This is a genomic window from Burkholderia sp. Tr-20390 (assembly GCF_017104595.1).
In the GTDB taxonomy this organism is placed as follows: domain Bacteria; phylum Pseudomonadota; class Gammaproteobacteria; order Burkholderiales; family Burkholderiaceae; genus Burkholderia.
Genome location: NZ_JAAGPC010000107.1, coordinates 1 through 22,141, shown reverse-complemented (window position 1 = coordinate 22,141; position 22,141 = coordinate 1). Strand labels below are relative to the sequence as shown.

At 64.4% G+C, this 22,141-nt stretch carries 14 protein-coding genes; 9 read left to right on the top strand and 5 right to left on the bottom strand.

The window, feature by feature from the left end:
• Positions 1 to 959: 959 nt before the first annotated feature.
• The gene (locus G3N98_RS39900) at positions 960 to 1,235 is read right to left on the bottom strand and encodes a hypothetical protein (RefSeq protein ID WP_241026073.1); all 276 of its coding nucleotides are present in this window, start codon (positions 1,233 to 1,235) and stop codon (positions 960 to 962) included.
• On the opposite strand from G3N98_RS39900, the gene G3N98_RS25070 reads away from it, so the two are divergent.
• From G3N98_RS25070 to G3N98_RS25060, 3 genes are all read left to right on the top strand, one after another.
• Positions 1,143 to 2,762, top strand: coding sequence for an alpha/beta hydrolase (locus tag G3N98_RS25070; protein ID WP_346779106.1), 1,620 nt, complete (start codon positions 1,143 to 1,145; stop codon positions 2,760 to 2,762). The two genes, G3N98_RS39900 and G3N98_RS25070, sit on opposite strands and share 93 nt — an antisense overlap.
• A gap of 424 nt (positions 2,763 to 3,186) precedes the next feature.
• Positions 3,187 to 4,362 carry a glycosyltransferase gene (locus tag G3N98_RS25065; protein WP_206149497.1) on the top strand — a complete coding sequence of 392 codons (1,176 nt, stop codon included), beginning with the start codon at positions 3,187 to 3,189 and terminating at the stop codon, positions 4,360 to 4,362.
• A gap of 55 nt (positions 4,363 to 4,417) precedes the next feature.
• Complete coding sequence (locus tag G3N98_RS25060; protein ID WP_175238832.1) at positions 4,418 to 5,671, top strand: flippase; 1,254 nt, start codon at positions 4,418 to 4,420, stop codon at positions 5,669 to 5,671.
• 130 nt (positions 5,672 to 5,801) lie between these two features.
• Here the strand turns inward: G3N98_RS25060 and G3N98_RS25055 are convergent, their stop codons facing one another.
• On the bottom strand, positions 5,802 to 6,983 hold the full coding sequence (locus G3N98_RS25055; RefSeq protein WP_089475646.1) for a polysaccharide biosynthesis/export family protein: 1,182 nt from the start codon (positions 6,981 to 6,983) through the stop codon (positions 5,802 to 5,804).
• A 569-nt stretch (positions 6,984 to 7,552) separates the two neighbouring features.
• Between G3N98_RS25055 and G3N98_RS25050 the strand changes: the two genes are divergently transcribed.
• The 4 genes from G3N98_RS25050 (at position 7,553) to G3N98_RS25035 (ending at position 14,130) form a co-directional block, all read left to right on the top strand.
• Positions 7,553 to 9,868 carry a GNVR domain-containing protein gene (locus G3N98_RS25050; RefSeq protein WP_206149491.1) on the top strand — a complete coding sequence of 772 codons (2,316 nt, stop codon included), beginning with the start codon at positions 7,553 to 7,555 and terminating at the stop codon, positions 9,866 to 9,868.
• A gap of 213 nt (positions 9,869 to 10,081) precedes the next feature.
• A complete protein-coding gene (locus tag G3N98_RS25045) occupies positions 10,082 to 11,506 on the top strand; it encodes a DUF6418 domain-containing protein (RefSeq protein ID WP_206149490.1) in 1,425 nt (474 codons plus the stop codon).
• 209 nt (positions 11,507 to 11,715) lie between these two features.
• Positions 11,716 to 12,861, top strand: coding sequence for an acyltransferase (locus G3N98_RS25040; protein ID WP_175238829.1), 1,146 nt, complete (start codon positions 11,716 to 11,718; stop codon positions 12,859 to 12,861).
• A gap of 6 nt (positions 12,862 to 12,867) precedes the next feature.
• Entirely contained in the window at positions 12,868 to 14,130 is a 1,263-nt protein-coding gene (locus G3N98_RS25035) for a right-handed parallel beta-helix repeat-containing protein (RefSeq protein WP_206149489.1), read from the top strand.
• Positions 14,131 to 14,166: 36 nt separating this feature from the next.
• Here G3N98_RS25035 and G3N98_RS25030 read toward each other — a convergent pair whose 3' ends face one another.
• Both G3N98_RS25030 and G3N98_RS25025 read right to left on the bottom strand, forming a co-directional pair.
• Positions 14,167 to 15,747, bottom strand: a complete 1,581-nt coding sequence (locus G3N98_RS25030; protein ID WP_089474714.1) for a mannose-1-phosphate guanylyltransferase/mannose-6-phosphate isomerase — start codon at positions 15,745 to 15,747, stop codon at positions 14,167 to 14,169.
• A complete protein-coding gene (locus G3N98_RS25025; RefSeq protein ID WP_089474715.1) occupies positions 15,744 to 16,406 on the bottom strand; it encodes a drug:proton antiporter in 663 nt (220 codons plus the stop codon). Before G3N98_RS25025 ends, G3N98_RS25030 begins: the two co-directional genes overlap by 4 nt.
• Positions 16,407 to 16,609: 203 nt before the next feature.
• On the opposite strand from G3N98_RS25025, the gene G3N98_RS25020 reads away from it, so the two are divergent.
• Together G3N98_RS25020 and G3N98_RS25015 are read left to right on the top strand one after the other, a co-directional pair.
• The gene (locus G3N98_RS25020) at positions 16,610 to 17,842 is read left to right on the top strand and encodes a glycosyltransferase family 4 protein (RefSeq protein ID WP_206149488.1); all 1,233 of its coding nucleotides are present in this window, start codon (positions 16,610 to 16,612) and stop codon (positions 17,840 to 17,842) included.
• Between the two features lie 690 nt (positions 17,843 to 18,532).
• Positions 18,533 to 19,924, top strand: coding sequence for a sigma-54 dependent transcriptional regulator (locus tag G3N98_RS25015; RefSeq protein ID WP_175238825.1), 1,392 nt, complete (start codon positions 18,533 to 18,535; stop codon positions 19,922 to 19,924).
• A gap of 47 nt (positions 19,925 to 19,971) precedes the next feature.
• Here the strand turns inward: G3N98_RS25015 and G3N98_RS25010 are convergent, their stop codons facing one another.
• Positions 19,972 to 22,074 carry a glycoside hydrolase family 2 protein gene (locus G3N98_RS25010; RefSeq protein WP_241026071.1) on the bottom strand — a complete coding sequence of 701 codons (2,103 nt, stop codon included), beginning with the start codon at positions 22,072 to 22,074 and terminating at the stop codon, positions 19,972 to 19,974.
• Positions 22,075 to 22,141 lie beyond the last annotated feature (67 nt).

Sequence of the window (22,141 nt, the reverse complement as noted above, 5' to 3'; positions counted from 1 at the left end):
GCTTCGGTCATTTCGAGCACTGCCCGTCGTGAATGCCGTTTTGATTCCGGGACTGGGGGAATGGCGGTTGTGCCGAGTCCAACGACGCGGGCCCGCCTTCAACTGAGGTGTTGAGTGAGGTTGCTCACATATCTACCGTGTCGGACGGTGTTCAATCGAGCATTGCCGTGCGCATTGTCCGACCGGGACGCGGTGCGTGTACATGCAGCAAGCGACGCGAAGGCGTTCGTGCCGGGCGAAGTGCCCCGTCCGGCGACGCGTACCTTGACCGACGGACGATAAATCCTGGCGAAGCGCCTGGCCACTTGGGCGGCGCTGGATGCACGGCGAATCCGTGGGGGCGCCGCGGGCCCGGTAGCCGAGTGCGGGTCTACACGTCGACGGGCGCGCGTCAGCATCGGTCACCGGTGCGGGCGGGCGATCAGGGCGACCGTGCACGATCGGCGGCGAACCTTGCGTGACCGTGCCGCCGCAAGTCCGGAAAGGCGCGTTGTGTAAATGTAATGTGACGTACGGAATTTGTCGGGATTGGGTGGCCTAATCGTCGATATTCGAGCAGGTCGCCGTGTCCGGCGTGCCAAGCTGATCCGGGGGGAAGGAACGGAAATGTAACGTCATCCGGCCAAAAAATTACCAAGACCAATCTCAACCCAGAGGCGCTTGCCGGTCAGGCGATCCTCGACAGGCACTCGCCGGGCCCGGTCGGGCATGCGGGTGTTTTCACATACAGGCGTTTTCGTGGGAATCCAAATCGATACGCAAGGACGGGGCCGGTTACGGGGAATCGGCTCGCATCGCCGCAACGTCAGTCGTTCCCGATTGGCTTTATGCGGCCGAGCGTACCTGCAGCCTCGTGGTGGCCGCAAGTCGACGTTCGTCCGGACGCACGTGCAGTCGTTTCCGGTAGCCGGATGCCTGCTTCGCGGCATGCGGCAGGCATCCAGCAGCGCATCGGGCCATCAGGTGTACAGCGCAAGGACCGGATCATGACACCCATTCAGTTCAACGGATGTGTCGGCTGGTTTCATGCAGGCAATCGCCCGCACGGCATCGTGATTTGCGAGCCGCTTGGTCACGAGGCGCTCTGGCTTCACAAACTCGTGCGCGCGCTCGCCGAGCATCTCGCCGATCGCGGCTTTCCGGTGCTGCGATTCCACTATCCGGCGAGCGGCGACTCGCTGGGCGACGAACGCGACGCTGAACGCTTCGAACACATGCTCGCGAGCGTTCGGCATGCCGTCGATGCGTTGCGCGAGCGTGTCGTGTCGGACACGCTGACGCTCGTCGGCGTGCGCGCCGGTGCCGCATTGGCGCTCCTCGCCGCGGACGGTATCCCCGGGTTCACGCGCTTCGTCGCGCTGGCGCCAGTGGTGCGCGGCCGCGGCTACCTGCGCGAGCTTTCTCTCGTCGCGCAACGCTGGCTCGATAACGCGCCGCCGGCCGTGCGGGATGCGATTCGGGAGGAGCAACCTCTGCATGTGCTCGGGCACGCATATCCCGATGATCTCGTCGCGGCACTCCGAGGCATCAACCTGTGCGAGTCTGCGGAACGATTGCAGGCATTGCCGGCGCGCGCGTTGCTCGTCGATGCGCCGTACGGGGACGCGCCTGCGCTGTCGGACGCGCTGCAGGCACGCGCTGTTTCGGTCGAGGTTCGGACCTGCCCCGATTGGGGCGGCCTCATGAGGGAGCCGGTGTGGTCGCGGCTGCCCGACGGATTGCTCGACACGGTTGCGAACTGGATCGACGACGGTTCCGATGCGACCGTTCGCGTTTCCGCGCGGGATGTCGAGTCGGCCGTGACGCTGACCGGGGAAGGCAGTATCGAACGGATGGTCTCCGTGGGGCCGGGGCGCCTGGTCGGCGTGCTGTGCGAACCGGCCGGCTGCATCCGACGCGCTGCCGCGCCGACCCTGTTGATTACCAATACGGCGGCCAATCCGCATGTCGCCGACGGTCGGTTTGCGGTTCGACTGGCGCGATCGCTCGCGGCATCGGGTATCAGCAGCCTGCGTATCGATTCGAGCGGCATCGGCGACAGTGGCCCGCGTGCGAGAGACGATCAGTCGGACATTCCGTATTCGGACCAGGTGATTGTCGATATCGCATCCGCAGCGGACTGGCTGAAGGAGCAGGGGCATCGCGAGATCGTTGCGTTCGGGATTTGCTCCGGCGCGTACGCGTCGCTTCACGCCGCCTCGCGCGAGCGTTTCGCTGGCGTGATTGCGGTCAATCTTCCGGTTTTCATCTGGCCACGCGGAGAAACGCTCGCGAATGTCGTCAATAACCAGACAAACTCGATGCGTGGCTATTGGGCATCGCTGCGCAGCCGCCACAAGCTGCGTCGGTTGCTGCTCGAAGGGCGCGACCTGCGGCCGGTCCTGCGTGCCGTGTTTCGTTTGGTCGCGGGCGTCATGACCGTGCCCGTCAAGCGTGTCGGCGAGCATTTCGGCTGGCGGCCGGGTCACGAGACGCCTCGTGGATTGCTGCATGACATGTCGGCCGGCGGCATCCGTACCCATCTCATCTACGGCACGTTCGATACGGGCGTCGACGCGCTCGTTCGGCATTTCGGCCCCGCATCCCGTGCGTTCGCGCATTGGCCGAACGTATCCGTCGACATGCGGGACGCGCTCGACCATTCGTTGTACGGCAACGCCGCTGCGCAGTATGTCGTCACCCGTTGCGCCGAGCTGCTTGCCGGCTGGTACGCGCCGGCCGAATTCGCGGTACCCGCGCAACCGGAACACGCGCCTTCATGACGTTCGTGCAGACGTCGCATGCAGGCGCGACCGGGCGGCGACCGCCGCGTCTCTCCCTGGCGAGCGTCTCGGGAACGCGGCTCCGGGGCGTCGGCCGCGGTTGGTTTTGCCAAAGTCTCCCGCTAACGTAACCGGACGAACAGATCCGCCGCTTCGGTCACCTTATCCTGATCGTGTCGAGTTTTCATGGGGTTGCCAGTTCGCAAGCGCCATCGCGACTCCATCCAGGAATGACAATGAAGCAAGCGTGTCGGACACATCGAAAGTGGGGCAGGCGTCACCGCCAGCGGGTAACGCACGATCTTGCGCATGCGACACGGGATGACGCCGGTTCGCGAAACGAGCGAGCGAAAGTCGGGCCCGGCCATGCAGGCGATGACGTCGCATCGCACGCGCGACATGGCGTCCACCGAGGTCGATCGTGATGCATGTGCTGGTGATCAACGACTTCGTTCGGAAAGGCGGGGGCGAGGAAGTGTACCGGGTGTCCGTCGACGTGCTTCGTGCTTGCCAGGGCGTCGTGGTCGAAACCTTCGACGAGCGTGCATTGCCCGATGTCGACGGCAGCGGGCGCGCACGCGCATGGTCACGTGCCGCCGCGCGTGCGCTCGTCACGCTGCTCGAGCGATTTCGCCCGCAACGCATCCTCGTGCACAATTACCACAACCTGCTGTCGAGCGCGATTCTGCCCGTGCTCGCTCGCTACAAGCGGCACTCGGGATGTGGTCTGTTCATGACCGCGCACGATTATCATTTGTTGTTCTACAACCCGAGCCTGTTGATCTATCCGGGTGGACGCGCGCAACCGTTGCCGATCGACCAGCTGCATCGCGGCCGGCGCATCGCGCTTGCGGCGAGCCCGCGCGGTGTTCTTCACGATGTCGCGAAGAAGCTGCACTGGCATGCAGTCAACGCGCTTTTCGATCCGCTTGGCCTGTTCGACGAGATTCTCTGTCCGAGTCCGTTCATGCGCGACCTCATTGCGCAGTGTGGCCGAACGCGCGCGACACTGGTGCCGAATCCGATCGACTCGACGTTGATTCCCCATCCGCCCAAACCCGTCCGGGGCGATCGCCTCGATCTGGCGTTCGTCGGTCGCGTGGACGCGGACAAGGGGCTCGGTCGGTTTCTCGCGCTCATGAGCGAAGCGGCCGGCGATGCGATTGCGTCGCTGACCGTCTACGGCGACGGAGCGGAGCGGGCCGACCTGGAGAAACGGCACGCGACACTCGTCGAGTCGGGGCGGCTGCGTTTCGCCGGGCGCCTCGATCATGCAACGTTGTTCGCCGCGCTACCCCGGCACGATGCGCTCGTGTTGCCGTCGATCTGGGTGGAAAATGCCCCCCTCGTGATCGTCGAGGCAGCGATGCTCGGCCTGCCGGCGCTCGTGCACGACATCGGAAGCCTGTCGACCTTTGGCGACGAGATCGGCAACAAGATTCTCTACCGGAGCACGCCGGAAGGCATCGCGCGCGCGCTCGCCGAACTGCGCACGCATCTCGATAGCGACGATCGTCACTACGACTGGTCGCGTTACTCGGTCGAACGCTACGCGTCGTCGCTGCGCACCGTACTCGGCATCGGTAGGGAGGTATCGTGAACGTGGGCACATTGACAGCCGCGGCACACTGTTTACTCTCAGCCCAGAAAGCACGATGACCGCTGTCCGAAAAAATTTTGCCTTGTTGTTCGCATTGCAAATCTCGACGTACGTCGTGCCGCTCGTCACGTTGCCCCTGCTGACGCGCGTGCTCGGCCCGCTGCAGTACGGACGGTTGTCGTTCGTGCTGGCGGTGACAACGTATTTCATCAGCCTGGCCAATTACAGCTTCGACCTGACAGCGACGCCCCGCGTCGCGCTGGCGGACAGCAGGGTGGAGCGATCCCGAATCTTCTGGGCAACGGTTTGCGCCCAATGGGCGATCACGATCGCCGGCTTCGCCGTACTCGTCGTCCTGACCCTGCTCATCCCGCATTTCGCGGCGGAACGCACGGCCCTGCTGATCGGGTTCGGGATGGCGGTGGGCGCCGCGCTTACGCCGGGCTGGTACTTTCAGGGCATCCAGAAGTTGAGCGTCTACAGTGCCACGGTGGTCGTATACCGTGCATGCAGTGTCGTGGCCTTCTTCATGTGGGTGCGCACGCCGGACGATCTCCTGCACGCTGTTGCCATCAACGCTGCGGTGCCGTTGCTGTGCGGGGTAACGCTGCTTGCGTACCTGTTCTTCCGTCGCGAGGTCGAAAGTGTCCGCGTGCGGTTCGCCGACATCGCAGCCGCCCTGAAAGGCGGCTCGCAGGTATTTCTGGCCTCGACGTCGATCTCGTTCTACGCATCGACCAATACCGTTCTGCTGAGTATCGTCTCGGGGAGTGTCGCCGCCGGCTATTTTGCCGCCGGTGACAAGTTGATTCGGGCCGCAGTCGGTCTGCTTCAACCGCTGAGAGCAGCAACCTATCCGCACGTGACGTACCTGATGCATCACGCGCGTGACGACGCGTTCGCGTTCTTGCGAAAGCTGATCGTTCTGCAGGGCGCGTTGGTGCTGGCCATGTCGGCAACGATCTACGCCTGCGCGCCGTTCGTCGTCCGGATCCTGTACGGCAGCTCGTTTGCGCCGACGGTCGGCGTACTGCGTTGTCTGGCGCTGGTGCCGTTCATGGCATGCATGACCGATCTGTTCGGCGTTCAAACCATGTTGCCGATGGGCATGAAGCGCGCCTTCAGCGTCATCCTGATCTCTTCCGGCGTATTGAATGTGACACTGCTGCCGCCGCTTGCCATGCTGTTCGCGGAGCGCGGGGCGGCCATCGCGGTATTGATCGCCGAATCGGCCGTCGCTATCGCGCTCGCGTATGTTCTCTGTCGCGACCGGGTCGGCCTGATCAATCTGTCCGCGCGTTCGGGTTGATGCGATCCGCACGCGGTCGACTCGGCGGCGACGGCAGCGTGATGCGTTGGATTCGCCATCTGTCCGCACGGCTGCCATGGTGCGATGCGAGTCGACAGGCGTCGCCGTAGCCGTCCTGTCGACATCCCGATTACTTGGTGACGAGCGCCCCGGTCAACCCCGCACTGATCGCCGGCAGCAACAGGTTCAGCACGCGGCTCGCGCGCACCAGGCCGGTGTTGTCGACATACACGATATCCTTCGACGCGAGCGGAAACTGATTCGCGAGCAGCATCGAGACGGGCGACTTCAGATCAAGGTGAAAGATGACCGGCTCGCTGTCGGCGGCCTTGCGAAGCACGAAAACCTGCTGGGCGTTCGACGTTTGCTGGTTGAGTTGCCCGGCCTCCGAAAGCGCCGCACTCAACGTGAGCGAGCCATCGCGCAGCGGCGGCACGGCCAGCGGCTTGTTCACTTCACCCATGACATAGACGGGATTGTCGTCGCGAGCACCCACATGCAACAGGTCGCCGGGCTGCAGCATGATGGTGGCGGGGCTTTTGCCGGTCTTCATCATCTGCGCGACATTCACCGGATAGATCTCGCCGTTGCGCGTGACCGTCACGCGACTCTGATCCGCGGTCGGCGCAAAGCCGCCTGCGCGATTGACCGCTTCGACCAGTGTCATCGGAATGTCGTTGATCGTCTGCGAGCCGGGGGCGCGTACTTCGCCGTCCACATACACTTGCTCGGCACGGAACGATGCCACGCGAACGGTCACTTGTGGTTTGATGAACACCTTCCTGAGCTCGGCATCGAGTTCCCGCTGGACTTGCGCCGCGGTCTTTCCGGCCGCATGGATCGGTCGCGTCACGTAGGGAAACTGCACGTTGCCGTCGCTATCGACGACGAAACCTGGCGCTGCGTCGGAGGGCTTCGTGTTCTGCGTCGGCTGGCCGACAGCGGCGGCGAATTCGGGGTGATCCCACACCGTGATTTGCAGCACGTCACCCGGGCCAAGCTTGTAGGCACTCGGCTTGCCGAGCAGATTGCCCGGAATCGACCACGCGGTACGGTGCTTCTGTTCCGTGTGAATCTGGTTGATCAGCGTCAGGTCGATCTGCTTGACCGCGACCTTCATGTCACTGGTCACGTCGCCATTGTCGGCGGTCGTGACCGGCAGTGCGGCCGGCTCTGCCATGTGCTGGCCGGGTGCAAACGCACACGCCGAAAGCAGGGTGGACAGCGCCAGGGAGAGCGCGGCGCGCATTCGACGCACCGCAGGGTCGTTCTGTTTCAGCGCGAGCGCATCGAATAGCAGGGGGGTGTTCATATCGTCATTCAACATGGTAAGCCGGCCGATCGGCTGGCCGGATAGTCCTGTATTTAGAAACAATTTAAATAAATTTGATACTCGCCGTGCCTTCCAGATCAGAAGTTTTTTCATCTCGACACCCCGATAGCGATGGTTCTGTGCCGCTTTTTTGATAAAAATCGTCAAAACGGGGTGGCGCGATGAATGATGTGAAAAGACGTGCTCACGCCATATGCCTGATCGCGCCATCAAGCCACAGTATTGTCACGGGTTGCCGGAAGCGGAAACAACGCGTACTCAACATAGCACGAGACAGGTAGGCAACCCAGTGATTCGCACCGCCAGTGCTTATTAATGTAAGCCATCGCACTTAGCGCGCCGGGCATTTACCGCATAGTGGCCGGGACAAACAGAATCATTGGTGTTCCTGCGGCAACGGTTCAGTGACGTACTTTTTGCCGATCTGCGGTCGGCAGCAGGGCAGGCGCCCGGGACGGCGCGACCTGGTACGCGTCGCGCGGCACGCATGGCCGAGCGCACGCGCCGCCGCGTGAAGCCTGGCAAGGTGGCAATTTGGGAGTTTTTGCATGGCATTGGATCGACCTTCGCCTAATGAGTACCGGGACGGAGCGGGAAATATTTCTCGCGACGCGTCCCGCTTTACACTGGCCGAATTGCTCGAAAATTTATTTTATTATCGACGAGCGTTTATTTCCGTTTTTCTGGGGTGTCTGCTGCTGGCATTTCTATATGCCATTTCGGCGACGCCGATTTACTCTGTTGACACGCTGATACAGGTCCAGGAAAACAAGCATAGCGCGCTGGGTTCGCTTTCCGAGATTTCGAATGCACTGGATATTCAGAATTCTGCCGTAGTCGGCGAAATCGATATCGCCCGCTCGCGCACGGTTGTCACCCAGGCGATCGAGGCAACCGCCGCGCAGGCGGAAGTTTCAGTCAGTAATCGAGTTCCGCTCGTCGCGGGTTTGCTGGGTTCGATCCTGTCGAAAGATGCGAATGGCCTCGTCATTCCGTTGTTCAATACCCCGTTCTGGGCGTGGGGCGGTGAACGAGTCGAATTCACCAGGTTCGACGTCCCGGATGCACAGCTTGGCAAAAAGCTGGAGTTCGATTATCTCGACGGCGACCGGTTCGTGTTGAAGGACAGCGATGGTCGCGAGGTGTTGAAGGGCGTAATCGGCACGCCGAGCGAAGGTAACGGATATCGCGTGGAGGTGTCGCGGATCGTGGCGCGCGCCGGTACGGAGTTCCGTGTGCGGCGGGTTGCCACGTCCGTGCGACTCGACGCCATCCTGACCAAGTTGACCGGGGCGGAAACGAAACGCCAGTCGGGCATCATGCAGCTCAATCTCGAGGATCCCGATCCGGTGTTTGCCGCGCGACTGCTCAACGCGATTGCCACGGCTTATCTGGATGTCAACGCGAAACGGCGTTCAGAGGATGCCGAGCGCAGCCAGGCATTCCTCGACGCGCAACTGCCTGCCGTGAAGGCGCGGCTGGAGCAGGCGGAGCAGGCGCTGAACACGTTCCGCAACGCGCAGGGGTCGATCGATTCGCAAGGCGATGTCAGGCTGCTCATTGACCAATTGGCGCTTGTCGACAAGGCGCGGCTCGAAGCCAAGCTCGAGTATCAGGACTTGTCGTCCAAGTATGTTGCCGGACAGCCCCAGATCGCTGCCGTCGTCAACAAGCTGAAGACGCTCGATCAGCAGTCGGCCGAATTGAAAAGCAAGGTGGCGCATTTGCCGTCGCAGCAGCAGACCTATTTGCGTTTGGCGCGAGACGTCGAAGTCAATAACCAGCTATATGTCGGCTTGCTGAACAATACGCAGCAGTTGCAGATTGCGAAAGCAGGCACGGTCGGCAATGCGTCGATCATCGACAAGGCCGATGTGAGCGACAAGCCGATTCGGCCGAAGCGAATGCTCGTGATCGTGCTGGGCGCGGTGGTCGGACTGATACTGGGCGTTGCCGTGGCACAGGGCTATGCGTTGCTCGCCAGGCGTGTTCGTGATCCGAAGCATCTGGAATCGATGGTGGGTGTCCCGATGCTTGGCGTACTCCCGTCATCGCCTCAACAGATCGAGGCGGACTCGAACGGCAGGTCGGCTTTCATGGCCGTGAGGGAGCACCCTGACGCGCCGTTCGCCGAAGCAATCGCAGATCTCGCGTCGCTGTTGCATTGCAAGACGACCACCGGGCAAGGCCAAGCAAGGACCGTTCTGATTACGTCGCCCGAGCCGGGGCAGGGCAAATCGATGATCTCTGCCAATCTCGCCAGTGTGTCCGCGGATAGCGGCCTCAAGACCTTGCTGGTGCGTGCCGATGCAGGCCAGGCGAGCATGGAGCGATGCGTGCCGGTGAAAGTCGAGAAGTGTTTGGCGGATGTGCTGAAAGGCTCGCTCGATCTCAAGAAGGCGATCTCTCGCGTTCATGACAATCTTGACGTGCTGCCTGCCGGAACGGGGGGCAAGCCATTGCGGAACCTGTACGCCGCCGACAAGGTGGAGGCGCTGTTCGCTTCGCTGCGGGGCATATACGACATGATCATCGTGGATGCGCCATTGGCCCATCCGGCCGCAAACGTCGCCATGTTGTCGAGGTTCGCCGACCTCACGTTGATGGTGGTGCGGCAAGGTTCGGTCAGCTACGCCGGCGTGGAGGAGGCGATCGAGAACCTGAAGAAGTTCGGCTTGGATGTGGATGGCATGGTGTTCAACGGCTTCGAGCCTTCGCCGTTCCGCCACGGCTATTACGCGAACGCTCGTCGACAGGCGACGGACACCCGGACGCAGGCCAGTCCTCGCCCTGTCCCGTCCGATACCTTTTTGTTCAGGGCATGGGCGCGAGTAAGAAAGGAACTGCTCAGAAACGCTGCGTGATATGGATTGGCGCGGAGCGTGGCAAATGAGTCATCGGGATGGGATTGAAACGTCAGGTCGATGCGGATACGGCGCGAGCCATGCCGTTCGTCGTGCCCGGGGCGACCATGCGTTCCCGGATGCCGTACGCCATGTCCCCGATCTCCTGCGATCGGCTCGCAGCTGCATGGTGCAGGTGCGTGAAGGAAGGAACGAATTTCGGGTTGCGGCACGATGGGTAAGGTGACAGGAACACTGGGAGGCAACGGCGGCTTCGTATCCGCCACCGGCGTGATCGTATTGACGCTATTCACGCTGGCGTTGCTGTTCAACGCGGTGATGCCGGCGCTCGGAATGGCGAAGTCGAGCGCGTTGTGCACGTTGCTGTTGGCAACCCTGGGTCTCGTCGGCCTGGTCAGGTCGCGTCCGGTGTTTGCCGTGTCGATGCTTTACGTGCTGGCGATCGGCATGACCGCATTCCTGGCAGGCGTGGGATTGGAGGACGGTGGCTACCTGACGGAAACCGATGTCATCGGTGACGCGACCGGGGCGTTCAGCCGGCTCCTGTCGTTCTACCTGATTTTTGTCGTCTGTGCGCTCGTTGCCTTCAGTCGATTTCTCGACGAGCGCCCGGTCCGAGCGTCGATCAAGGCGCGGATCACCTTGCAACCGGTCAGCATCGCGATGGGATTCGGGCTCGCGGCCACGATTATCGCGATCGGCGTGATCGCCGGTCTGACGTCAGGGTTCTCGTTGTTTTCCGGCATCAATCGATATGCGCTGCGGAATGATTCATCGAACGGGATGATGTTCAACCTGTTCCTGAACAATCAGTCGTTCATGGGCTTTCTGCTGGGCACCATCGCCACCAGCCCCGACAAGCGCATCCGGGTGGCGGCGATCCTGACGATGGCGGTCGACCTGGCGCTCAATGTGATGCATGGCGAGCAATTCATGGCAGTGCTGCACATCGGGCTGTGCTCGCTTGCCCCGTTCATTTCGATTCACGCGATGAACGGCAAGCCGGTTGTTCGCTATCTGGGCATCGGTGCGGGCCTGGCGCTACTGCTTGGCGCCGTCTCCATCGTCTACTCGTACAGGGGGCAGGGGCTTGAAGTGGCCGATATGCTCTCTTCGCGCTTCCTGCTGCAGGGCCAGCCGTGGTACGTGGTCGACAACGATGCCCAGCTGTTCACGGCACCCAGGCTCGGTGGCACGGATGCCTTCTGGCGTTTCGTGAACTCGCTCGGTTCCTGGACCATGCCGACGTTTTTCGACGAATCCGAACCGAGCGGCTTGCGTGACTTGATGAAGTCGTACACCGAACCGAGCGTTCTCCGGGCGTACATGTTCGATGACGTCACCTTCACGATGGGGAACATGGCCGTGCCCGTGTACTGGTTCGGCTACGCCGGGGGCGCGCTCTTTGTCGCGATGACCGGCCTGGTGTACGGCGCGCTCGGGGCACTGCAGATCGTGGTGGCGATGCGCGGCGGGGTCGTGATGCTGTGGCTGATGGCGAAGGTCTTTTCATATGCGACCTTCGCCGTCCAGCAAGGCGAATACTGGATGATGTTCGGCTCGCGTACGGTTTTTTATGCGCTTCTCGCGCTCGCCTGGTGGTATTGGGTCGATGCGAAGCATTCGGACCTCCAATGAACCGCGCCAGGTTATCCCGAGACCTTTCGTCAAGCTCGTGTTGTCGTCGTTCGCCGGTGTGGCCGCGAGAAGGTTGTCGACGCACGCTCGGCTATCGCTCGTTTGCGAGCCTGCGCAATGCGTCTCTGTCTGCTTCGTCAATGTCGGAAACGGCGTTTCCGGTCGTGTAGGCGAGCAGCCTTATGTCTTGAATCATCACCAAGCCCGTCATGTCAAAAGCGAATCATTCGGAGCGGTTTGACCATATCGACGCGATGCGTGCCGTTGCGGTGATCCTCGTCATCTGGACGCACTATGCTGAACGGTTCGTTCCCCTTGCCGGCTCACAGTACGTGCTTGACACCCTGCAACGCTCCGTGAATTTCGGAAGAATCGGGGTCGTCCTTTTCTTCGCGATCAGCGGCATGCTGATTCCAACCAGCCTGCACGGCGAGATCGGCGCGGGCACGAAGCGGTTCCTCATTCGACGATTCTTTCGACTGTATCCCGCCTATTGGCTGGCGCTTCCTGCCGGGTATTTCGTTCACTGGTATTTGTTCGACAAGAGCATGGACGTCCATGGCTTGCTGGCAAACGTGACCATGATTCCGGTGGCGTTTGGGGAAAGCCTGATCCTGCCTCATGGCTGGACGCTGGAAACGGAGCTGTATTTCTACGGGGTGTGCCTGATCCTGTTCTGGTGCGGGGCGCTTCACCGGATGCTCCATTTGTGCCTCGTCACGATCGGGCTATGCGGACTGTTTGTGTTGACGCTCAAGTTGCAGCTCTTCCCGGCCGACCTGCTCAGTCAGTACAAGACCATGCCGTATCATCTCGGCATCATGTTCTGGGGCGCCTGCTTTCGCGTGGCCTATGACAATCCTTCGCAGGTGCTGCGGGTCCGATTGGCCGGAAGCGGTGTGCTGTCGCGACTATCGTTGACTTACCGATCGGCGGTCGCCTGCGTGACGATACCGGTCGTCGGCATTGCGCTGGCGGGGGCCATCGAGGATTGGCGACACCACAACGCGTTCCATCTTCCTATTTCGCTCGCTTACATGATCGGCGTCGCGACCTTCGCGATACTGGCAACCTTGCTGAGGCTTCGTATCCGTCTGCTGTCATGGATCGGCAAGATCAGTTACTCGATCTACCTGTTGCACAGTCTTCCGCTGTTCGTGGCGTTCTGGTTGTGTCAGCGTTTCCACATCACAGGATGGCCGCTTGGTCTTTACATGATCGTCCCGATGGTGCCTTTGATTCCATTGTCGTGGGCCGGCTACCGACTGTGCGAAGCGCCGTTCGTGAAGCTTGCGCGTACGCTCACGTCGCGTCGGGGTAGTCGTGTGTTCGCATCGGGTGATGCGACCGGCTGATTCGATATGCACGGATCGCAATGCCTGTCTCGCGTATGCACCGCCATATCCGGCGTGATGATGGCTGCCGGGCTGGTGTGGCCGGGGTTCGTCGAGGCCGTATCCGGCGCACCCGCACCGGTTGCGATTCATGCCGACATACCGGATGCGTACGTTCATCCCGCCCCGGATGCAGCCGATCAGGCTGATGCGCTGCAACGCGCGCTGGACCGGCTGCAGCCGGGCCAGCGGTTGGTATTCATGCCCGGACGCTATGTCGTCGGTCGTTCGTTGGTCGTGCGGCAGCGGCATGTCGTGCTGTCGGGTTTCGGCGCAACGCTGATGGCGACCGTTCCCGGCAATCAGACGATCGAGATGCGGGGCGACGGGACGACGCTCGTCGGGTTTCATCTCAAGGGAACCGGCGCGACACGTCTCGACACGCCGGAGTCGACCAAGGTCGAGGTGACGGGGCACGACGTGCAAGTGCTCGACAACGTCATCGACGGCGGTGCCAGTGCGGGCATCTTCGTGTTTGGCGGATCCGACGTCGCGATCGTCGGCAATCAGGTTCACTCGACGCTCGCCGATGGCATTCACATGACGCATGGCGCACGCAATGTGCTGGTTCACGGCAATGTCGTGCGCGGTACCGGCGACGACATGATTGCCGTGGTGAGCTACCTGGCCGACGGGGTGGTGAGCCGCAACGTGCTGATTACCGGCAACTCGCTCGAAGGCAACGCATGGGGGCGCGGAATCACGGTGGTCGGCGGCACGGACGTGACGATCTCGAACAACATCGTGCGCGACGTGCAGGTCAGCGCGGGCATCCTCGTCGCGCAGGAAGACAGTTACCGAACCTACGGCGCGTCCGACGTCCGGGTCGAGAACAACGTGGTGTCGTCGATCCAGACCGCGGCCGGCCGGACCGATCCGCGCCCGCTGACACAACAGGCCGCGATCGACGTCAGTACGTGGTCGGGCTCGGTGACGCGCGTGGTCGTGATCGGCAACCGCGTGTCGCGCGCGCGGTTTGCCGGCATTCGCGTATGGGGAAACGTGTCGCAGTACCGGATCGCGGATAACCGGCTGTCCGCGATCGGCGGGATGCCGGTGCAGGTGGGTGGGGGCGGAGGCTGTCCTTCGGGTGGCGCGAAGGCCGCGCCGTGCACGGCGCAGGTCGCGCAGCCGGCGCCGATCGACACGGTCGGAGCTGACACGTCGGCGTTGCCGCAAGTGCGCGAGGCGCTCAGGCAGGCGCGCCCGCCGCAGCGCGGCATCGACTGACGAATCGATGCACGCGCCGGCGTGCGCGGCACGCGATTACCGCACGACGTCTCCCTCGACCACGGGCACGTGCGGTTCCTGTGCAGTGAGCGGCACCGCGTGCGTTTCCGGCAGCGTGTCGACGACCGGGCGCCCGTACTGGTCGTCGAAGCGCACGATATCGTCTTCGCCGAGATAGTTGCCCGATTGCACTTCGATGATCTCGAGCGGAATGCGGCCGGGATTCTCGAGGCGATGGACTTCGCCGACGGCGATATACGTCGACTCGTTCTCGCTGAGCAGAAAGGTCTCGTTGCCGCGCGTCACCTTCGCGGTGCCGCGCACGACGATCCAGTGCTCGGCGCGGTGATAGTGCATCTGCAGCGACAGACGCTTGCCCGGTTCGACAACGATCCGTTTCACCTGGAACCGCTCGCCGAGATCGATCGAATCGTAATGCCCCCACGGACGCTGCACCTTGCGGTGTTCGCTCGCCTGCGGGCGCCGGTCGCTCTTCAGGCGCGCGACGATGTTCTTCACGCGCTGCACGTCGTGCTTGTTCGCGACGAGTACCGCGTCGGGCGTTTCGATCACGACGACATCCTTCATCCCGACGCACGCGATGAGACGGCCCTCCGAACGCACGAGGCTGTCCTGCGTGTCCTCGAACACGATCGGGCCGCGGGCGACGTTGCCGTCGTCGTCCTTCGGCATGATTTCCCAGATCGCGTCCCACGTGCCGACATCCGACCAGCCGGCCGAGAGCGGCACCACGATGCCTTCGATGCCGAGTTCGCTGCTGTCGGCCAGGCGTTCCATGACCGCGTAGTCGATCGAGTCGGACGGGCACGCGTCGAAGGCTGCGGCGTCGATCCGGAAGAACGGATCGTCGGCGACGCCCGCGCGCCATGCCGACTCGCAGGCCGCATGGATCTCGGGCGCCAGAGCGTGAATCGCCTTCAGCCAGACCGATGCGCGCGTGACGAAAATGCCGCTGTTCCACCAGTAGTCGCCCGACTGCAGGTAGCGCTCGGCGAGCGCCGCGTCGGGTTTCTCGACGAAGCGTCCGATCGAATAACCGCCTTGGCCGCCGTGGCGGCTCGTCCGCGGCTCGCCGACCCGGATATAGCCGTAGCCCGTTTCCGCACGGCGCGGCAGCACACCGAGCGTGACGATCGCGCCTTCCTGCGCGTAACGTGCCGCGCGCGCGATCGCATCCTGGAACGCGCCGACATCGGCGATCACGTGATCGGCCGGCATCACCGCGAGCACGGGGTCGTCCTCGAGTTCGCAGGCGTCGAGCGCGGCAAGCGTGAGCGCCGGTGCCGTATTGCGCGCGGCGGGTTCGAGCAGGATTCGGGCGGGCGCCGCACGGTCGACCACTTGCGCGGCGCTCATGATGCGATGCTGTTCGCCGCACACCAGCAACAGCGTGTCGCCCAGCACCGCGTTCGCGATGCCGTTCAGGCGACGCGCCGTCGCGGACAGCGGCGATTCGTTCGAGGTCAGCTCGATCAGCTGCTTCGGAAACTGTTCGCGCGACAGCGGCCAGAGGCGCGTGCCGGAACCTCCGGCGAGGATGACCGGCAGGATGCGTGGAAGGTCGGGTGCGGGAACCGGGCGTAGGGTGGGTGTCATCGGTTGGCTCCGGTATCGGCGGGCAGCCGGTTGTGTACGCGTGCGTCGGCACGCGCGTCTTCGTTCCTGGTCCGGGTCGTCGAAACGGTCCGGGACAGCAGCTGGCGCAGTGCGCCGGCGGTGCGGTCGGCCGGCCGGATCATGCCGACGAACGGCGCACCCTGTTCGAGATACGGCCCGTATGCCTTGCGGAATCCGAAGCGTTTGTAGAACGCCTGGCGCGGCGCGGGAACGTGCATGCGCAGCGCGGCGTCCGGCCATGCGGCCAGTGCGGCGGTCAGTGCACGTTCGAGCAGGTGTTCGAGCGTATCGCCGTCGCGGCACGCTTCGCTCGTCAGTACCTTGTCGATCACGACGTCCGGATCGATGTCGTCGCCGGGCAGGAGCCGTGCGTAGGCCGCGACTTCCGCCACGTCGCCGTTGCGCACGGTGGCGTAGACGTGCAATGCGCCCGCGTCCTTGCCGTCGATGTCTAGATGGGTATGCGCATCCTCGACGACCAGCACGGTGTTGCGTGCGCGCAGGATTGCATAGAGATCGACGGCGCTCAGATGTTCGAATTCACAACAATGCCATTCCATGATGCGGTCCTCGTGTGAAACCTTCAGCACGCCGAGTCGCACGAATACGGTCGTCCCGTGAGAAGCGGCGATGATCATGATGCGGATGCGGCGCGCGCCGGTCTGTTCGAAAGCTTACCCATGCCGGGGTTCGAGCGAGCGAGGCGTCGTGTGCCGACAGCGCCGTAGTGTCCGCTAGCACACATCGGCGGTGCCGGTGCTTTCCGATAATTGCCATGGCATGGCGGCCGCGTTGCGCGGTTCACCGTTATCGAACGTCAATGGAGAATCGGGAGCGGCATTTGAAGATTGCAATCGTCCACGACTGGCTGGTCGTGCCTGGTGGCGCCGAACGCGTGCTGGCGCACATGATCGACTGCTTTCCGCAGGCCGATGTCTACAGCCTCGTCGATTTCCTCGAGGATCGGGACTGCCTGCGCGGCCACGCGGTGCGCACGTCCTTCATCCAGAAGCTGCCGTTCGCGCGCACGCGCTACCGCAGCTACCTGCCGTTGTTCCCGCTGGCCATCGAACAGTTCGACCTGTCGGCGTACGATGTCGTGCTGTCGAGCTCGTATGCGGTGGCGAAGGGCGTGCTCAGCGGCCCGGACCAGTTCCACGCCAGCTACGTGCATTCGCCGGTGCGCTATGCGTGGGACCTGCAGCACCAGTACCTGAACGAGGCCGGCCTCGCACGCGGGCCAAAATCGGCCATCGCTCGCGCGTTGCTGCATTACATCCGCAACTGGGATGCGCGGTCGGCGAACGGCGTCGATCGCGTGGCCGCCAATTCGCATTTCATCGCGCGCCGTATCCGCAAGACCTACCGGCGCGATGCGACCGTGATCTATCCGCCGGTCGACGTCGACCACCTGTCGCTGCGCCCGGACAAGGAGGCGTTCTACCTGACCGCGTCGCGGCTCGTGCCGTACAAGCGGATCGACCTGATCGTCGACGCGTTCTCGCGTACGCCGGAACGCCGCCTCGTCGTGATCGGTGACGGGCCGGAGATGGCGAAGATCCGCGCGCTGGCCGGGCCGAACGTCACGCTGCTCGGTTACCAGCCGTTCGACGTGCTGCACGACCACCTGCAGCGTGCACGCGCATTCGTGTTCGCCGCGGAAGAGGACTTCGGCATTTCGCCGGTCGAGGCGCAGGCATGCGGCACGCCCGTGATCGCGTACGGGAAGGGCGGCGTGCGCGAGTCGGTGCGCGCGTGGCCCGGCACCGGCGCGACGGGACTGTTCTACCGCGCGCAGACGGTCGACGCACTGGTCGATGCGCTTGCCCGATTCGAGGCGCTGCCGCGCGGGGCGATCGATCCGCGTGCGTGCCGCGCGAATGCCGAGTGCTTCAGCTCGGCGCGCTTTCGGGACGAGCTCACGCGCTTCGTGATGAATGGCTATGCTGCGTTGCAGGAGGAGATGGCCGGTCCCACCGGTCCCGTCGGTTTCACGCCGCACGACGATGCGTCGATCGAGGACGGCATGGGCGACCAGCCGGTCCGGGAGGGCGAGGCGGCGCTGCGAACCTGAGCGGCGATCGCACCGGTTGATTACGGAGTGTAACCGTCGGGCGGCCCGTGCACCGTGCCGGGACGGCGCAGCCGGCCGGCCGCGCGCGCGATTATGCGGCAGGTGGCGTGCGGTGCCGGTCTTTTTAAAGGATTTCGGTGAAAATCACGCGCAATCGACGGGGTCTATCTGGCGGAAATGTAGTATTTGGCACTGATTGACGCGAATGTTGAGAGAGAATCAAATCTCAGTAGCCAAAGGCGGGTCGCGCGGGGCGACCGGCTGCGTAACCGGCTGATTCAGGATTATCTTTTGGTAACAAGACCATCTCGAAACGAGGTGTAGATTCACGAACGGATGAAGTGCGACGGCCATTCCGCTTGTGGTTTGGCCGCCATCCGGTTCAGCATCGGCCGCGATCGTCGTGTACGACGCGACGCACATGCGGACGGATGCTCCGTTTGTCGACGTGCCCCGCCTGCCGGCGGGTCGCGTCAAAGCGGGAACGTCGCGGCTCCCGCAGCCGCGCGTTTCCTTCGAGTTCGATGACAACGAGGCCGGATGACATCCGGTTCGACCTCCGGGGGTTCTCGCCGTGTGCAGTTTCGATCTTCGCCAAGGCTGCGGAAACGCAGCGCGGAAAGGTGGCCATGCGCCGCCGGCCGCAGCGCACGCGAACGGTTCGCGGAGTGGAGAAAGTGATGGTTCGTTATGAATATGCCAATAACGCGCGATAAGAGCGCCGACGCGGGGAGTGGTAACGGGCAGCGTCCGCTGATTTACTGGACGCAGTCGCCGTCCGTCATGCTGCGAAAGGAGCTGGCGCGGCGCGACTGGAAAGTGTCGATCGTCGCGCAGGCGAGCGAGCTGCGTGATACGTCCGGCGAAATCACCTGCGGCATCCTCGACCTGAGCGGCGGCCATGCCGATGCGATCGGCAGCATCGCGTCGACCTGCGCGTCGATGCGCGACGTCGTCTGGGTCGCACTCGTGGACGTCGGCCAGACTGCTTCGCCGAACGTGCGGGCGCTGTTGCGTGACTATTGCTTCGATTACGTCACGTTGCCCGCGTCGCACCAGCGGATCGCCGATACCGTCGGCCACGCGTACGGCATGGAATGCCTGTTCGCGCGCGACCGCGAACGGCTCGAATCGGAGGAAAAGGGCATCGTCGGCACCTGCAGTGCGATGCTGCGGCTGTTCGATACGGTGCGGCGCTTCGCGCGTACGGACGCACCGGTGTTCGTGTTCGGCGAAACGGGCACCGGCAAGGAGTTGACAGCCGTCGCGATCCATCGCCATTCGGAGCGCCGCAACGGCCCGTTCGTTGCGGTCAACTGCGGCGCCATTCCCCCGCATCTGCTGCAATCCGAACTGTTCGGTTATGAGCGCGGCGCCTTTACCGGTGCGAATGCGCGCAAGATCGGCTACGTCGAAGCGGCGAACGGCGGCACGCTGCTGCTCGACGAGATCGGCGACCTGCCGCACGAGAGCCAGGCGAGCCTGCTGCGTTTTCTGCAGGAACGCGCGATTCATCGCCTGGGCGGCAGCGATCCGGTGCCGGTCGATGTCCGGATCGTGTCGGCGACGCACGTCGACCTGCGCGACGCGATGGAAGAGGGGCGCTTCCGGCCTGACCTGTTCCACCGTCTGTGCGTGATGCGCATCGACCAGCCGCCGCTGCGTGCGCGCGGCAAGGACATCGAGCTGCTCGCGCACCACATGCTCGAACGCTTTCGCGGCGACGCGCGCCATCGCGTGCGCGGCTTCTCGACGGACGCGATTACGGCGCTCTACAAGCACGACTGGCCGGGCAATGTCCGCGAGCTGATCAACCGCGTGCGCCGCGCAGTCGTGATGACGGAAGGGCGCCTGATTACCGCGCAGGATCTCGAGCTCGAATACTGTCTCGATGCGGCGTCACCGTCGGTGGCCGACATCCGCAAGTCGATCGAGCGCGAGGCGATCGAAACCGCCCTGCTGCGCACGCGCGGGCGTGTCGCGGCGTCGGCCCGCGAGCTCGGTGTGTCGCGCGCGACGCTGTATCGCTGGATGGAGGCATACGGGATCGAGCGGCCGCGCGGCACGGGCTCGTCCGACTGAGATTCGACAGGCGACGCGCGCGGCTGCCGACAGCCGCGAGCGTTGCGTCAACCGGCCTGCGTGGCGCGCACCGTGCGCGCGGCGTTCACGGCCCGGATTTCCACGGTCGGCGGCACGTCGGCCGTGGTGCCATGCTTTTCGATCATTTCAAGCGGAACGAGCGCGACGCGCGCCGGCGTGCCGGGCGCGAGATGGAACCAGTCGTCGCGGGGCACGTAGCCCGGCGCATCGATCTGCACATGACGCGCGACGTGCCGTGTATCGATATCGACGTGCCACGTGTCACCGGTGCGCGACACGCACGCTTCCAGCCCGAGTTCACGACGCGCCAGCACGGCCGGATGCGTGCGGGACGGGAAATGGAAGGCCTGCGACAGCAGCGTGCCGTCGTCGGTGCGTAGCGTCGCGACGACGGTGTCGTGCTCGCAGGGCCCGAACCGGTACGCGTAGGTCCAGTCGAAGAACCGGCCGAGCAGCTCGGCCGAGCCGATCCGCACCGTGTCGTGCGCGGCGATCCGCACCGGGCAGCCGGCCCGCGCGACCGGCGTGCGGCCGTCGCGCAGCGCGACCAGCTCGAGCGCGGCCGACAGCGGCGCGGGGCGCTCGTTGACGACATGCACGTCGAGCCCGTTCAAGCCTTCGTCGACCAGCAGCACCTGCACGGGCTGCAGGACCTGGCGCAATGCATGCCACGCCGATTTCGGCCGGTGCGCGGCGTCGATCAGCCCCCAGCCGGCGCCCGGCATCACATCCTGGAACTGCCAGACGAGCGCGCCGGCGCAGCGCGAGCCGGTGCGCCGCCATTCGGAAAACGTTTCGCGCATCAGGTCCGCGATCACCGCGCGCGACAGCTCGAAGTAGCGCGCCGGATCCTCGCGCCGCAGCCGGTCGGGCACGACGTCGTAGAGCGTTTGCAGATAGTGGTCGCGAATGTCCTCGAAATCCCACGACGTGCCGGGGTCGCGCGGCACGGCTGCCTTCCAGCGCGGCTCGTGCGCGCCGGGCCAGCCGAGCTCGGCGAGCGTCGCGTCACACGGCACGTTCGAGAATGCGAGGCATTCGCTCGCGAAGCGCACGTCCGCGCGGCGCGCGTCGTCGAGCGGGCGCAGGTACGCGCCGACGCCGTAGTAGTGCGACACGCGTTCGCGCGGGGCGAACGGCAGCACGCCGCCGTCGGGCGAATCGGGCACGTACGGGACGTCCGGTCGGCATGCGGCCGCGTGGCCGGCCAGCCGGTCGGCGGTCAGCTCGAGGAAGCGCTGCTTCGGCCCGAGCCCGGACATCGCGGCCTGCTGTGCGATCTCGCTGCCGCCGCACAGGACGGCGAGCGACGGCGATGCGCTGTGACGCGACAGGAACTGCCGGGCTTCGCGATCGACGTTGTCCGCGAATCCGGGATCGTCGAGCGCATAGTCGAAGTTCGCGAACATGAAATCCTGCCAGACCAGCAGCCCGAGCCGGTCGCACCACGCGTGAAAGGCATCGGCCTCGTAGGTCATGGTGCCGCCGACGCGGATCATGTTGAAGCCGGCGTCGCGCGCGAGCCCGAGCAGGCGGGCGTAGGTGGCGTCGTCCGCGTGCAGCGCGAGCGGCGCGGCGCTGCTCCAGCACGCGCCGCGCGCGAACACGGGCACGCCGTTGATGCGCAGCCCGAAGCCCTTGCCGTCGGCGCCGGCGTCGACTTCGATCGTGCGGAAACCCGTCGCACCGAGCGGTCGCAACGCGTCGCCGAGATGCAGTGCGACGTCGTAGAGCACCGGCTCGCCGTGCGTATGCGGCCACCAGCGGCACACGTTGGGCACCGCGACGCTGGCGCGCAGGCGGTCGGGGCCGGCCCGTTCGAGCGTGGCGTGGTGTTTGCCGCACGACAGCCGTGCGGCGAGCGCGTCGGGCAGCGGCGCGGCGAACGTCAGTTCCGCGTCGAGCCAGCCCGTGTCGCCTTCGATGCGCGCGCGCAGGTCGCAATCGACGAGAACGGGCCCGTCGGCCGGATCGAGCACGTCCACGGGCCGCCACGGGCCGGTCGGCACATGCGGCGGAAACCAGCCCGGCATGTGTCCGAACAACGACGTGCGAACCGTGCGCAGTGCCGCCGGCTCCGCGAGCCGCGTGCGCCAGCGTGCCCGGCGCGCCCGGCGCGCGCGGCGCAGGGGTGGGGCGCGCGCCCGGGCGGCAGGGGAGCGCCGGTGCCGTGAGGTGGAGGGGCGGGGTCCTGGT